A 15,037-nucleotide genomic window follows, 5' to 3' on the forward strand; every position below is an offset into this window, starting at 1 on the left:
AGGCCAACCGCGCCCATCTGCGCCGTCGCGGGATCGCGGCCACCATTCCCGTGAAGGCCGATCAGCAGGCCAACCGCAAGGCCAAGGGCTCGACCGGAGGACGCCCACCGGTGTTCGACCCGGACGCTTACCGGCTCCGCCACGCAGTCGAGTGCGGCATCAACCTGCTGAAACAGCACCGGGCGGTGGCGACCCGCTATGACAAGCTCGCCGTCCGATACCAGGCCACCATCGAGGTCGCTGTGATCGACATCTGGCTCCGATCAGTCACCAAGACCACTTCTTAAACACGGCCTAGTCGGCGTCGTGCTGCGAACACTCACCAGCGTGCTCGCCGTCCACGACGTCGCGGTCGAGCACACGCGGATCGACGTCTACCGGCTCGGCCCAGCCTTCACCAGAGCCTTCGAGCGGGAGGGCGTCGCCCCCGAGATCGAGGACGCGCTCCGCCGTGCCGAGGAAGCCGACCTGCTCATAGCGGCCACCCCGGTGTTCCGCGGCTCATATACCGGCCTGTTCAAGATGGCCGTCGAGGACGTGAGCGACATCCTCACGCTCGTGGCGACTCGCGGGAGGCCGGCCGACTGACACCAGCCGCGTCACGGTGACCACAAGCGAAACATCCAAGGAGAAAAGTCATGCCGCACACGCCACTTACCGCCGACAACAGCGCGGTCGTCCTCATCGATCACGAGGTCGGTTTCTCGAACCTCATCGGATCGCACACGATCGAAGAGAACCTCAACGGCACGCTCGCGCTGGCCAAAGCCGCGAAGCTGTTCGACCTGCCGCTGATCGTCACCGCCGGTCCCGAGGACTTTCCCGCAGGTCCTCTCTACCCCGAGCTCGCCCAGGTCCTCGGCGACACTCCCGTCATCCACCGTCCGCCGATCTTCGACGCTTTCGAGAACGACCAGTTCGCTGCGGCCATCGAGGCCGCCGGACGCAAGAAGCTGATAATGGCGGGCATCCAGACCGACGTCTGCCTCGCCCTGACCGGCTTGACCGCTCTCGACCGTGGCTACGAGGTCTACATCGTCGTCGACGCCTCCGCGGCGACCACCAAAGAGACACACGACACGGCGGTCATGCGCCTCGTTCAGGCCGGCGCAATCCCCGTCAACTGGCTTGCCGTCGGCTCGGAGATCCTCCGCGGTTGGGTCGACCAGCCGCTCGCACCTGCGTTCGGGGAGCTAATCGAGCACCTGCCGTCCTGGCGGCACGACCATGTGGCGAGCAACGCCATCGCGAAGTACGCCACCAAGTAGTCCCCGAACCGCACCCGGGCCGGGCGTGCCCCCGCAAAGGCCGCCCGGCCCAGCCGGCTGAGCTTCTCCCATAAGCGCGGACATCCTGACTCCTTACGACCACTCGCCCATCTCGGGCCTCGGGCGGTTCGCTCTCGTCCTGCAGTCGACGTTCGCCGCTGCCGAGACCCTCGGCCTCATGCAGGCCGAGCGGGTGAACATGCCGCCTGCCTGGCCGCACCGATGGCCCCAGCTTGAAGGCGCCGGCCACGCCTACGGCAACACCGAGACGTTCACGATCTCGACGACGTCGCCCGCACCGGCAGCTCGAAGATCAAGACCGACGACCTCCGGAAGTTCGCGGCCGAGCGCCTGCGCGGCACTCCCCCGAGGTCGGCTCCGGCCAGTTCGCCGCAACCGCACGGGAGACCGCGCACCCCCAGGGCATCATGCTGCCCGACAAGGCCGTCAAGGTACCGATCGTCGCCGCCGGAGACCTGGCCGCCGACGCCGGATGCCTGGCCTCGGCAGCGGGTCGGTGCCCCTGCCCTGCGACTCGTGCCTCAAGAAGCACAGCCAGGGGCAGCGGCATGGCACGACCGTCGCCTGGGGGCCGGACTAACCGGAGAGGCCGAACGTCCGGACACTGGAGAAGACGTTGGATCCGTCGCCGAGGAACTCGACCCCGTCGGCCGTTGCCCAGTGGCGCCCGCTGTAGAAGATCGGTGCGAACCATGCGTTCTCGACCGTGAACGCGTTGATCCGCTTGTACAGTTCGGCCGCCTTCGCCGGGTCCTGTGCGGCGTTGGCCTGGTCGACCAACTCCGTGAGCTCGGGGTCCCGCGTGCCGAACACGTTGCGCGGCCCCTCCGGGTCCACGGAGTTCTTCACTTCGACCGGAGTGGCTCCGAGCCCCTCGACGTGGAGGAACATTCCGTACTTTTTCGAGGTGACCGCCGACGCGCTGTTCTGCGGGGGTGTCGGGTCCCATGTCACCTTGATGCCGATCTCCGCGAGCGATTGGCTGATGGTCGGCTCGAACGGCTTGGTGTAGAACAGGCTGGGCATGTGCACCGAGAACCCGTCCGGGTGTCCGGCCTCGGCGAGCAGCTTCTTCGCGGCGGCCGGATCGTAGGTGTAGGTCTTGTCCAGCGCGGGGTCGTGGGCGGTGCCCTTGGGGCTGAACATCTGCTGTGTCGTCTTGCCCGCGCCGCGCAGCAGCTGCTTGAGGATCTTGTCGTGGTCGAAGGCCATGTTGATGGCCCGGCGTACTCGCACGTCCGACATCGGCTTGAGGCCCTCGCCGTCCCGGTCGGCGAGGGCCAGTGCCCCCACCGCGACCGCGTCGATGAACTTCACCTCGAACCCGGCGGACTCGAGCCGGTCGACGTGCTCGGCCTGGACGCTCGCCGCGTTGAGCTCGCCCGACCGCAGGGCGTTGACCGTGGCGGTGCGGTCCTTGATCACCCGGATCTTGAAGGTCTCGAACGGGTACGCGTCCGCGTTCCAGTGGTCGTCGCGCTTCTTCAGCACGTAGGTCGAGTCGTTGACCGTCGACTCGTCCAGGACGTACGGCCCCGAACCGACCGGGTTCAGCGCTGTGCGCTCGGCGTCCAGCGTCTTCGGGTCGCCGATCACGCCCACCGCCATCGCGAGCGAGTGCAGTAGCGCCCCGTCCGGCTCCTTCAGGCCGAGGACGACCGTGCGTTCGTCGGGCGCCTCCACCGACTTGACCGCCGACAGCTTGAACTGGTTCGGGCTCGGCGTCGACATCGTCCGTTCCAGCGTCGCCTTCACCGCCGCAGATGTCACGGAGGCTCCGGTGCTGAACGTCATGCCGTCACGCAGCTTCAGGGTGAGCGTCTTCCGGTCGTCGGAATAGCTCCAGCTCTCCGCCGCGTTCGGCTGCAGCTCGCCCTTGTCGTCGACGACCAGCAGCGTGTCGAAGACCGCGCCCCAGACGTACGCCTGCGTCCCGCTCATGAGCTGCGCGGGGTCGAACGAGTTGGGTGCGCCCTGGATGGCGAGGGTCAGCGTCTTGGTGCCCGTCGACGACTCCCCGCCCGAACCGCCGCAGGACCCCGTCGCCAGCAGCGCTGCCGTGGCCGCGACCGCGGTGAGGGCCCGCGGCCGCAGTCGCCGACCCGAAGAACGAATACGCATCTGAGGGCTCCTTCGTCCTGGGAAAGTACGGTCGGACCACCGCGCCGTTCCGCCATGGTCACGGGCCATCAGACGTTCGGGCCGTGCCGAGCGGCAAGAGGTTGCCATATGTTGTCGCTACGCGAGAAGAGCGTTCTCGCGAGTAAAGGCGAAAGACGATGGCCGGCAGCACACAGCGCTGTGGCAAGTCGCCGACGACTAAGACCTGGCCAGAGCAGCGGGCGCGTGCCTCCGCCGCTCGCCTCCGCGCGTCCCCGAAGACCGGGAGAGGAGGAGCGCTGGCCACAGCAGCCCGACCGGCGCACCCGTCCAGCCAATCTGCACGCTCCAACCGAAGGTCGGGTCGGCACTGCCTCTCTTCAGTGCCGCGGCAACTTGTGGCAAGCACTTGCCGACCGAAAGCCCGGGTCGCTGTGATGTGCCGACGACCTGACATGCCGTCGGCGCGGGGCTCTGCGTTCTGGAGGTAAGACACCACACCAGCGCCCTGTTCGGGGTGTCCGCGTCACGTCATTCGACGGAAGGAACGGCCCGGTGACAGAGGTCGAGGACACAGACCAGATCGAGTTCGACGCTCCGGAGTGGCTGCTCGACCGGGACGCCGTGGCGTGGGCCATCGGCCGTGTCCGCAGTGCGGCCCGCGCGGCCGGTATGTCACGTCAACGGCTCAAGATCGGGCTCTACTCGGCGACGACGCCGGGGCCCGTTCCCGAGGAGTTCCCGGAACCGCCGGACACGCCCGAATCGTACCGGGCACGGACCGTTCGCGACGGTCAGGAGGTCCAGGTTCTCATCAGCGCGTCGGACGAGCGTGCGCTGAGTTACGCACTGAACGAGATCGCCGAGCGGATCACCGCCGGCCACGCCGTCGACGCGGTCGGCGCGGCGGGAGAGGAGACGCACCGGCCCGCCGTTCCGGTGCGGAGTATCCAACGCGCCTTCTCCAGCGCACATGAGGACACTCCGTGGTTCCACGACCGGGAGTTCTGGTGCGAGTACCTCGATTTCGTCGCCACTCAGCGGTTCAACAGATTCCACCTCGCCCTGGGAATGCAGTACAACTACGGGGGAGAGATATCCAGAACCAAAGCGGCGGAAAATTACTTTTGCTTTGCGTACCCATTCCTGCTCGATGTCCCGGGGTTCGGGGTACGCGCTCAAGGAGTCGACCAGCCCGAACGCGACCGCAACCTGGAGTCGCTCGCCCACATCGCACGGGAAACCCGGCGGCGTGGGATGGATTTTCAGCTCGGTCTGTGGAACCACGCGTACGACTACGGCCCCGGCGTGGACCACAGTCACCCCATCCTCGGCATCGCACCGGAAACGCATGCCGACTACTGCGCGGCGGCATTGACGGAGCTGCTGCGGCAGATTCCTGACATCGACGGAATCACCTTCCGCGTGCACTACGAGGGCGGTATACCGGAACAGGGCCGGACGGACTTCTGGGACGGGATGTTCCAAGCGGTGTCCGACGCGGGTCGCCCGATGCGAGTCGACCTCCATGCGAAGGGCCTCGACGCGGCCATGCTGGCCGGGTTGCGCAAGCCCAACATCCGACCGGCGGCGTCGCTGAAGTACTGGGCGGAGCACATGGGCCTGCCCTACCACCAAACGTCGATCCGGCACCGTGAGCGGACCGGCCTGTCTCGCGCGCAACTGGGCGGCAGGCGTGCCGATCTGATGGGTGTCACCGAAATGTCCAGGCGATTCACCCGCTACGGGTACGCGGACTTCCTCGACGAGGATCGCGAACTGGACGTTGTCTTCCGTATGTGGCCTGGCACACAGAAGCTTTTGATCTGGGGGGATCCGGTGCTGGCCGCCGGGTTCGGCCGGTATGCCACTCTCGGCGGCGCACTCGGGCTGGAGTTCTGCGAACCTCTGTTCTTCAAGGGACGGAAGGGGTCCGGCAGGCCGGGGCGACGGGATCCTTATGTCCATCCCGATCTCGCCCTGGGGAGGGCCGACTGGCGGAAGTACCAGTACACCTACCTGCTGTGGGGACGCCTGCTCTACGATCCCGACAGCCCGCCTGAGACGTGGCGGCGGTTCCTCCGCCAGGAGTACGGTGACGCGGCAGTCGAAGTCGAAGCGCTACTCGCTCCGTTGAGCCGGATCCTCCCGCTGGTCACGGTGGCGCACACACCCAGCGCCAGCAACAACGCGTACTGGCCAGAAGTCTACGCCGACCTGCCCATCTCGCCCTGGGTACGGCCACGACATTACGCGTGGGACACGACATCGACGGACTGGACGGGTGTGTCGTCGCTCGATCCGGAACTGTTCTACACGGTCGGCGAGTACACCGACGACGCTCTCACCGGTCGGCTGCGCGGGAAGTACACGCCGCTGGAGGTCGCGTCCTGGATCGAGCGTTTCACGGCCGAGGGCGAATCGGTCCTCGGCCGGATCCGCGAGCAACTGTCCTCCGGCGGCGGCCAATCTCGCCGAACCTTGCTCGACGCCGAGATTCTCGTCCGACTCGGTCGCTTCTTCGCGGGGAAGTTCCGTGCCGCGGTGGCTTACGCCCTGTTCGTGCGTACTGGCGCACGCGAACACATCCTCGATGCGGTCGACCTGTTGACGGCCGCCCACGAGGCTTATGCCGGCATCGGCGAACTGACCGCCGGCGTCTACCGGGACGAACTCACCTTCGGCCACGTCCTGTCCGAACGCACGCACTGGTCCAGGAACCTCGACGCCATGGCCGACGACCTGCACGCACTCCGGCTGGAATGTGTTCGCGCCGACGAGGCCGCGAGCCACGGGGACGACTCCGGCCGACCTGTGGTGCGCGAGACGCGTCCCACTCTCGACGGAGTCCGGCTCGCGGTGCCCGAACGGTTCCGGCGCGGCGCGCCGCTCGATGTCAGGCTCGCCGCCCATCCGGACGTTCTCGTCCGGATCACCGGAGCGACGTTGCGTTTCCGTCACCTGGATCAGTCGAAAGAATGGAGCGAAACCGAGATGCGTCGTGACGGGGACGAGTTCACCGCATCAATTCCCGCGGACGTCACGAGCACCACCTTCCCCGTCATGTGCTTCGCGGAAGTACACCTCACGGACGAAGCTCCGGCCCTGCTCCCCGGATTCGAGCCCGACCTCGCCAACCAGCCCTATCTCGTGATCCACAGCTCGGTATGCCCGAACACCGGCGGCGACGCGGCGGCGCTTCCAGCCGATCGCCGCCGATCTGACCGTTGACCGGACCGTGCCCCAGGACGGAGACGGCATGCCAGATCGCGGCCCATCATCTTCCACGCCCATCGATCTCGGCAGGTGGGCCTGCACCCCACCGACCCAGAATGTCTTCGGACGAGTATGTCCACCGCATCAAGGCCGGAGGGTACAGCGGCCGCTTATCTTGCGCTGGGCGTTCCGGCCCTTGATAGAGGAGTTTTGTTTGGTGCAATACGATCGCAGGAATCGCAGTATCCAGTACGTAATGTCGACGCTCATGTTCGAACCAGACGAGATGGAGCAGTTGCGTCAGGCGTTCGCTCCGGCGGAGTTCGTTCAGGTCTCGCTGTGGGACGACACCGGCATCGCCCGTGCCCTCGAACACGCGGACGTCGCCCTCATCGTGGGCGACCTCGACGAACGGTATCTCGGCGCGCCGCGCCTCGCGTGGGTGCACTGCGACCATTCCGGTCTCACCAGGTCCGCGGTACCCGAGGTGTTCGAACGGGGCCTGATCGTCACCGGATCCGCCGGCCGTTCCGCCCCCGCTCTGGCTCAGCACGGGTTCTACTTCGCGCTAGGGCTCACCTTCGATGCCCGGCGGCTGTTCGAGATGCAGGATGCGCACCTTTGGCGCTTCATCGAGGGCTACGAGAAGAAGCTGGCGCTGTGGGGCGGAACGCTGGGCATCGTCGGATTCGGCCACACGGCGAGGGAGATGGCGCGCCTCGGCAAGGCGTTCGGCATGCGGGTGATCGTGTACCGGCGCAGCCCCGCGGAGCAGGCAGCGGATGTGGACCGCATGCTGTCCTCGGACGATGGCGACACCTTGGGCCCGCTCCTCAACGAGGCCGACGTCGTCATGATCGCGGCACAGCTGACCGACGCCACCCACCACCTCTTCTCGGCCGACGAGTTCGCGCAGATGAAGAGCACCGCGTTCATCATCAACATGGCACGCGGCGAGATCATAGATCAGAACGCCCTCGTCAAGGCCCTGCATGCGGGAGAGATCGCGGGCGCGGGACTCGACGTGGCCACTCCCGAGCCGCTTCCCGCGGACTCCCCTCTCTGGGACTTCCCCAACGTCATGATCACTCCCCACGTGACCCCGGCCCTCCCCGATCGCACCCAGCGCTCAATCGACATCATCGTCGAGAACATCCGGCGTTACCGCGGCGGGCGGCCTCTCCTCAACGCGCTGACCGAACGCGACGTCTACACGCAGAAGCAGCGCACCTGAACCACCGCACCCCACCTCGAACCGTCACGAAACGATCCCCCTGGACGGCCTGCGCCGACGGTCGAATCCATCGCTTTCACCACGGAGGTGTCGTGAGCCAGACGACGACCGATTCGCACTCGGTGCGCCGGGCACCCGCGGCGGAAGCAGCCGCGAGGCCGTCGACGGTCACCGCATGCGGCAGCCCCAACTCCGCCTCGGAGAGCCCGCCCGAGATCACGAACATGGCGTCCCAGGCGATGCGGCCGACGATCAACGGTCTGGACACCGGGTACCCGGACACTGGCGCGAACCCGTCCTCAATGGTCGAGATGCCCAATGTCGGCAAGTGACGCGCCGCAGACCGGCCATGACGCCGCAGCGCCCGGCATCGTGGTCGACCGTACGGTCGGCCCGCACGGTGCCGCCGACACGATCGTCCTGCTGAACTCGCTGGGCACCACCACCGCCCTGTGGGACGACGTCGTGCCGCTCTTGACGGATTCATTCGACGTGGCGCGCTTCGACCAACGCGGTCACGGTGCCGCCACAGAGTGCGAAGCACCCCGGGGGATCGACGGGCTCGTCGACGACGTGCTACGAGTCATCGACGGTCTCGGTACCGCACGAGTCCACCTCGCGGGCATCTCGATCGGCGGCATGATCGCGATCCGCGCCGCGAGTCTTGCACCGGACCGCGTTTCGTCCCTCACCGTCATGTGCTGTGCGGCGGTGCTCGATCGGAAGAGCTGGCTCGAGCGGGCGAGGATCGTCCGGCAGCAGGGCGTGGAGGCGATCGTTCCCTCCGTGCTGGGGCGCTGGTTCACGCCGGGGTTCCGGCGCGAACGGCCGGACGTCGTGCGGGCCTACGCCGACATGCTGGGCTCGACGCCCCCGGAGGGGTACGCGATGGGCTGCGATGTGCTCGCCGACGCGGACGTCCGCGGGGACCTGGGCAGAGTCGGCGCCCGCACGCTGGTCCTGGGCGGCGCGGAGGACCCTGCCACTCCCCCGCACGAGCAGCGCGCCATCGCGCGCGCGATACGGCGGGCTCGGCTGGAGATCCTTCCGGGGGTCGCCCATCTCGCGCCGGCGGCGGCACCGGAGGCGGTCGCAGATGTCCTGAATGCACACGCCTTGGGGCGCCCACGCGGCAAGTCCTAGACAAGATCATCGAGCAACTGTGGAGGCGGGAATGGACATAGGGTTCATCGGTTTGGGCGTGATGGGGCGGCCGATGGCCGCCAACCTCATCGCGGCCGGTCACCGGCTGACCGTCTATCGCGACAGTGCGGCGGCCCGGGAGGTACTCGGGAACGAAGCGCGATTCGGCCGCTCCGTGGCGGAGGCGGTTCGGGACAGCGAAGTCGTCGTTCTCATGCTCCCCGACACACCTGACGTGGAGGCCGTCATGCGCGGAGAGGACGGCGTGCTCTCCGCACTGCGGCCGGGCACTCTCGTTATCGACATGAGTTCGATCTCACCGGCCGCCGAGAGGGAACTCGCCGACGAGGTCGCCAAGGCCGGCGGCAGCCACCTCGACGCCCCGGTGTCCGGCGGGGAGGTCGGAGCACGCGAAGGGACGCTGTCGATCATGGTCGGCGGCGCCCCGGAGGCCGTCGAGAGGGCGACGCCGGTTCTCGAGGTCCTCGGGTCCCGGATCTCCCACATCGGCGCGGCCGGGGCCGGGCAAGTGGCGAAGGTCGCCAACCAGATCGTGGTCGGCGTGACGATCGAGGCGGTCGCCGAGGCGTTGCGCTTGGCCGAGGCAGCCGGCGTGGCCCCCGACGCCGTCCGCGAAGCCCTGTTGGGCGGATTCGCGGCATCGCGCGTGCTCGATGTGCACGGGGCACGGATGATCAAGGGCGAGTTCGAGCCGGGCTTCCGCATGAAGCTTCACCGCAAGGACCTCGGACTCGCCGTGGAGGCGTCGGCTCGGCTCGACGTGCCGTTGCCTGCCTCGGCTCTGGTGCACCAGCTCATGAACGCCGCGGTCGCCACGGGCCTGGGCGACCACGACCACTCCGCCCTCAGGTTGCTTGCGGACGGGCGGACGGGCGGACTGTCCACCGCGCTGGAGTGACCGCAACGGATTCACTTACCCGCGACATGGTCCAGGGCGCCCGTACATGGTGATCACACCCTGCGTCGGCTGGGAGCAGGCGTGGCACTCACCGTCCGACCAGGCTTCCCGCGTCCCTTCGACAGAAAGAGGACATCCCGCATGCCGAGCAGATGGCAGGAGCCGTTCACCGTCTTCCAGACGAACCTCCAGGAAATCGATGCCGCGATGGACGTCGAGGCCGCGCTCGACGTCATCAAGAGTCACGGCGCGGACACGTGGCTGGTCAACGCCGGCGGAATCGTCGCGTTCTACCCGACGGATCTGCCGTACCAAGTACGGAACCCGTTCCTCGCCGACCGTCCTGGCGGGGACCTGCTGGGCGACGCCGTGACCGCGGCCAAACGGCAGGGAGTCCGGGTGATCGCGCGGCTGGACCTCTCCAAGGTCGCCGCCAGCGTCGCCGCCGAGCACCCCGAGTGGCTGTTCACCTCCGCCACAGGCGAGCCACAGATCTACAACGCGCTCTACAGCACCTGCCCCTCTGGGGAGTATTACCAAGAGCGCGCGCTGGAGATCGTCGACGAGATCCTCGACCGGTACGCCGTGGACGGCTTCTTCGTCAACTGGTTCAACTTCAACCTGCGCGACTACAGCGAAGTGATCCACGGCATCTGCCATTGCGCCTCGTGCTCCGAGCGGTTCGCCGAGTTCAGTGGCGGTCGGGAACTCCCCGAAAGCCACGAGACCGCCGGCTTCCCCCTCTGGCAGCGTTACACCGACGCCACGCTGGGGAAGCTCGGGCGGAAGTACAGCGATCACTTGGCGTCGCGTGACCGCGACCTCGCGTTCATCCTGTCCAAGGGCGCTCCCGTGCTCTACTGCGAGGGCAACAACGCCTTCCGGCACATGCCCGGCAAGGAGCTGTGGCCCCATGCGACCGCCGAGGCGGTGAGCGCCCACACCTCGGCCCGGCCGGACGCACCGCTCGTCCTGAACGCGCCCGCTCACGTCGATTCGACGTACCGCATGGGTGCAGAGCAGCCCGAGCATGTCGCCCAGCACCTGATCCAGGCGATCGCGCGCGGTGGGAACCCCTCGACCTACATCCTCGGCGCACCGGGACGGTTGCCGATGGCGAGCGTCTCGCTTGCCCGGCACGTGACCCGGTTCCACCGCGAACATCACGATCTCTACGCGGCGTTGGGGACGGCCGCGACGATCGGCCTGGTTCGGCCCGGGATCGGGCGCGGCGGGTATGCGGCCTACTTCGACACCCTCGAGGAATTCCGCGGGACGTACCAGGCGCTGCAGCAGAAACACCTGCCTTTCGACGTGCTCGGGCTTCGCGATCTGACGACGATGGCCGCCGACGGCATGCTGGACCGTTACCGGCTCATCGTGCTGCCCGACGTCGGGGCCCTCGGAGCCGAAGCAGCCGGCGTACTGGACGCGTTCGTCGAACGTGGCGGGAACCTGCTCACCACCGGCAGCAGTGGGACCACGCCGGAGGGCCGTGTGGAACTCGCGGCGAGTCCGGCGGCGCGCCGCATCGGCGCCCAGCTCTCGGGCCAGGAGGTGTGGTCGACCTACGCCACCCTGGACGAGCAGCCGTACGCCGACGAGAACCGGTTCGTGGGCTCGGTCGTCCCGGTGTACGGAACCAACGCCCGCTATGTCTGGAAGCCGGGCACCGGCAAGGCGGGGTCCATGCTCGCCCAAGCCCCGTGGGGCCCACCGGAGCTGTCCTACGGCCACACCGCCAGCGGCGACCCGGCGGTCGCCTCGATCCGGTACGGATCCGGCGTTTCGTCCATGATCACGTGGACCGTCGGCCGCACGTACCGGGAGTTCGCGAAGACCGAGATCCGCGAACACTTGCTGAGCGTGGCGGAGCCGCTGGCGGAGGTCCGGGTGAGCGCGGCACTGCCCGAGCAGGTCGAGCTGGTCCTCGGCCGAGACGACGAGGGCTACGTGGTGCACCTGCTCAACCAGACGGGAGCACGACGACGCTCATTCGGTCCGCACGTGCCCGTCGGCGACGGCCACCTGGTGCTCCACCGTGCGACCGGGAACGAGTCGGCCACCGCGCTGGTGGCCGGTCAGAAACTCGCCACACGACTGGATGAGCACGGGCTCGACATCGCCCTCCCGGCCATCGACCTGTTCGAGGTGATCCGCATCCGTTCGGCCACGGACGGGAAGAACCGACGTGAATCGTGAGGCTCTGTCATTCTTCCAGGGGTTTCGCGCGACGACCGCTGGACCGTCCGGCACGAGGCCTCATCACGTGGCCCTATAGACAGTGGCCCCATAGATGGCGGTGGCTGCGCAAGCTTGCTGCCGAGCGCCTGAACGGATGCCCGCCGGACCGCAACGTCATCCCCGCAACGCTCCAGGGGTGCGCGAGTTGGCGCGGCGCCGGGTCGTGGATGCTCGCACCACCAGCCGGACGGGCAGCTTCATCGGGCCGCCGGCACGGGCGGCGGGGGTGCCCCGGTGAGAGAGGACGGCGTCGACCGCCGTCCGGCCCTGGACGCGCAGTGGTGCGGCCACGGTGGTCAGGCCGGGGGTGACGATCCGGGCGGGGAAGATGTCGTCGAACCCGATGACACTCGTCTCCTCCGGGATCCGGACGCCGCCCGCCTGGAGGCCGAGGATGAGCCCGATGGCGAGCTGGTCGTTGTAGGTGACGATGGCCGTGGGCAGGTCGTCGCGGAGCCGGGCGGCGGCATGGCCGCCCCCCGCGACCGTCGGGGCGAACGGGCCGATGCGCTGGACGCGCCGGCCGAGCACGGCGGCGGCCTCGCGGAGGCTCCGCCAGCGCATCCCGTCCGCCCAGGACGCCTCCGGCCCGGCGACATAGACCAGCGCGTGGTGCCCGAGGCCGGCCAGATGCTCGGCGGCCAGCCGCATCCCGCACGGATCGTCCAGCACGATGCTGGGGACATCGGCGACCTCCCGGCTGAGGACGACCGTCGGCCGCTGCTTGGCCGTCATGCGGATGGCCGAGTCCGGCAGCCGGGTGCCGGCGAGCACAACGCCCTCGACACCCGGCAGTGCCCGCTCCAGGCTGCCGCGCTCGAGCCGCTCGGACTCCTGGGTGTCGATGAGCAGCAGCACGTAGCCGGCCTCGGCTGCGGCCGACTCGGCGCCCCGGATGATCTCGGCGAAGAAGGGGTTGGTGACGTCCGAGACGATGAGGGCGAGCATCGAGGTGCGGCCGTCGGGGGCCGCCGCGGCGGGCGGGGTGGCGCGGTAGCCGAGCTCGGCCGCCACCCGCCGGATGCGCTCGGCGGTCGCCGCGCTGACCCGCCCGGGACGGGCGAAGGCCCGCGACACGGTCGAGGTGGCCACTCCCGCGGCCTTCGCCACGTCGTAGATCGTCGGTGGCCTGCCGGAGTCTTCCGCGTCGACGGTCATCCGCACTCACCTCCACATCGCGAGAACGACGTTCTCCGCTAGTGACAACATATGGCAACCTCTTGCCGCTCCGCACGAGCCGACGTCTGATGGGCGCGTAACCGACCGTTCTCCAGGACGAAGGAACCCCCAGATGCGTATTCGTTCATCGGGTCGGCGACTGCGACCCCGGGCCCTCACCGCGGTCGCGGCCACGGCAGCGCTGCTGGCGACGGCGTCCTGCGGCGGTTCGGGCGGGGACTCGTCGACGGGCACCAAGACGCTGACCCTCGCCATCCAGGGCGCACCCAACTCGTTCGACCCCGCGCAACTCGTGGAGGGAACGCAGGCCTACGCCTGGAGCGCGGTCTTCGACACACTGCTGGTCGTCGACGACAAGGGCGAGCTGCAGCCGAACGCGGCCGAGAGCTGGAGCTACTCCGACGACCGGAAGACGCTCACCCTGAAACTGCGTGACGGCATGACGTTCAGCACCGGCGACCCGGTGACCTCCGCCGCCGTGAAGGCGACGCTGGAACGGACGATGTCGACGCCGAGCCCGAACCAGTTCAAGCTGTCGGCGGTCAAGTCGGTGGAGGCGCCCGACGAACGCACGGTCGTCCTCGGCCTGAAGGAGCCGGACGGGGCGCTGCTGCACTCGCTGGCGATGGCGGTGGGCGTGATCGGCGACCCGAAGACGCTGGACGCCGAGCGCACAGCGCTGAACCCGGTCGGTTCGGGGCCGTACGTCCTGGACGAGTCGACGGTCAACGACTCGACCTACGTGCTGAAGAAGCGCGACGACCACTGGAACGCGGACGCGTACCCGTTCGAGACCTTCAAGATCCGGGTGATCAAGGACCGCACCGCGACGGTCAACGCCCTGCGGTCGGGTGAGCTCAACGCGGCGAGCGTCCAGGTCGACCACGTCGACCGGCTCGAGTCCGCCGGGTTCGAGGTGGAGTTCATCGACGCGGTCGCGGTGGGGGCACTGGCCCTCGTCGACCGGGACGGCGAAGTGGTCGAGCCGATGTCGGACGTGCGGGTGCGCCGTGCCATCAGCATGGCCTTCGACCGCGACAAGATCCTCAAGCAGCTGCTGCGCGGCGCGGGCAGGACGACACAGCAGATGTTCAGCCCCAAGGGCACCGCCCACGACCCCGCGCTGGACAAGACCTACACCTACGATCCGGCCGCCGCGAAGAAGCTGCTCGCCGAGGCCGGGCACCCGGACGGGTTCGCGGTGCACATGCCCAGCCTGTTCCTCACCAAGCCGTTCGAGCCGACCATCAGCCAGTCGCTCGCGGAGATCGGCATCAAGGTGACCTGGGACCCGACACCGCCGCAGAACAGCGTGTCGGCGGTCACCTCGAAAAAGTACGGGATGTTCGTCCTCGTCGACGGGCTGAACGCGGCGCCGATCGAGGCGAAGACCTTCATCAACCCGGACGGCACCAGGAACGTGTTCGGCAGCACCGACCCCGAGCTGACGAAACTGCTGAATCAGGCGAACGCCGCACAGGACCCGGCGAAGGCGGCCGAACTGTACAAGCGGATCAACGCGTTCACGGTCGAGAACGCATGGTTCGCACCGATCTTCTACAGCGGGCGCCACTGGGCAACGGCCGACGGGGTCGAGTTCCTCGGCGACGGATCCAACGTCTTCTCCAGTGTCCGGACGTTCGGCGCCTCCGGCTAGTCCGCGTCCCCGGACGGCGGCCGTGCCGCCGTCCGGGGACGTGCCGCCCACCCCGA

10 protein-coding genes and 2 pseudogenes are annotated in these 15,037 nt (G+C 68.2%); 9 read left to right on the top strand and 3 right to left on the bottom strand.

The features are described 5' to 3' along the window. The 3 genes and pseudogenes from E1285_RS00005 to E1285_RS00015 all read left to right on the top strand — a co-directional run. A pseudogene (locus E1285_RS00005) lies at nt 1-206 on the top strand (IS5/IS1182 family transposase); the annotation flags it as partial. 97 nt (nt 207-303) lie between these two features. Then, a pseudogene (locus E1285_RS00010) lies at nt 304-588 on the top strand (NAD(P)H-dependent oxidoreductase); the annotation flags it as partial. Between the two features lie 50 nt (nt 589-638). Beyond that, nucleotides 639-1,268, top strand: coding sequence for an isochorismatase family protein (locus E1285_RS00015; RefSeq protein ID WP_132146069.1), 630 nt, complete (start codon nt 639-641; stop codon nt 1,266-1,268). 597 nt (nt 1,269-1,865) lie between these two features. Here E1285_RS00015 and E1285_RS00020 read toward each other — a convergent pair. Continuing rightward, complete coding sequence (locus tag E1285_RS00020) at nt 1,866-3,410, bottom strand: ABC transporter substrate-binding protein (protein WP_132146071.1); 1,545 nt, start codon at nt 3,408-3,410, stop codon at nt 1,866-1,868. Between the two features lie 534 nt (nt 3,411-3,944). Here E1285_RS00020 and E1285_RS00025 point away from each other — a divergent pair. Beyond that, entirely contained in the window at nt 3,945-6,620 is a 2,676-nt protein-coding gene (locus E1285_RS00025; protein WP_132146073.1) for a hypothetical protein, read from the top strand. A gap of 253 nt (nt 6,621-6,873) precedes the next feature. After that, a complete protein-coding gene (locus tag E1285_RS00030; protein WP_207946301.1) occupies nt 6,874-7,839 on the top strand; it encodes a D-2-hydroxyacid dehydrogenase in 966 nt (321 codons plus the stop codon). Between the two features lie 76 nt (nt 7,840-7,915). Here the strand turns inward: E1285_RS00030 and E1285_RS00035 are convergent, their stop codons facing one another. Then, nucleotides 7,916-8,158 carry a hypothetical protein gene (locus E1285_RS00035; RefSeq protein ID WP_132146075.1) on the bottom strand — a complete coding sequence of 81 codons (243 nt, stop codon included), beginning with the start codon at nt 8,156-8,158 and terminating at the stop codon, nt 7,916-7,918. Between E1285_RS00035 and E1285_RS00040 the strand changes: the two genes are divergently transcribed. The 3 genes from E1285_RS00040 (at nt 8,158) to E1285_RS00050 (ending at nt 12,103) form a co-directional block, all read left to right on the top strand. Continuing rightward, a complete protein-coding gene (locus E1285_RS00040) occupies nt 8,158-8,982 on the top strand; it encodes an alpha/beta fold hydrolase (protein WP_132146078.1) in 825 nt (274 codons plus the stop codon). The genes E1285_RS00035 and E1285_RS00040 overlap by 1 nt on opposite strands. Continuing rightward, nucleotides 8,945-9,901: an NAD(P)-dependent oxidoreductase gene (locus E1285_RS00045; protein WP_132146081.1), complete on the top strand. Its 957-nt coding sequence runs from the start codon at nt 8,945-8,947 to the stop codon at nt 9,899-9,901. Before E1285_RS00040 ends, E1285_RS00045 begins: the two co-directional genes overlap by 38 nt. Before the next feature lie 141 nt (nt 9,902-10,042). Beyond that, the gene (locus E1285_RS00050) at nt 10,043-12,103 is read left to right on the top strand and encodes an alpha-amylase family protein (protein WP_132146084.1); all 2,061 of its coding nucleotides are present in this window, start codon (nt 10,043-10,045) and stop codon (nt 12,101-12,103) included. 156 nt (nt 12,104-12,259) lie between these two features. Here the strand turns inward: E1285_RS00050 and E1285_RS00055 are convergent, their stop codons facing one another. After that, nucleotides 12,260-13,303 (bottom strand): LacI family DNA-binding transcriptional regulator, encoded by a 1,044-nt coding sequence (locus E1285_RS00055; protein ID WP_132146087.1) that lies wholly within the window; start codon nt 13,301-13,303, stop codon nt 12,260-12,262. A 133-nt stretch (nt 13,304-13,436) separates the two neighbouring features. Here E1285_RS00055 and E1285_RS00060 point away from each other — a divergent pair, with 133 nt between their 5' ends. Beyond that, nucleotides 13,437-14,981 carry an ABC transporter substrate-binding protein gene (locus E1285_RS00060; RefSeq protein WP_132146090.1) on the top strand — a complete coding sequence of 515 codons (1,545 nt, stop codon included), beginning with the start codon at nt 13,437-13,439 and terminating at the stop codon, nt 14,979-14,981. The last annotated feature ends 56 nt before the right edge of the window (nt 14,982-15,037 follow it).

The organism is Actinomadura sp. 7K507 (genome assembly GCF_004348425.1).
Taxonomy (GTDB): domain Bacteria; phylum Actinomycetota; class Actinomycetes; order Streptosporangiales; family Streptosporangiaceae; genus Spirillospora.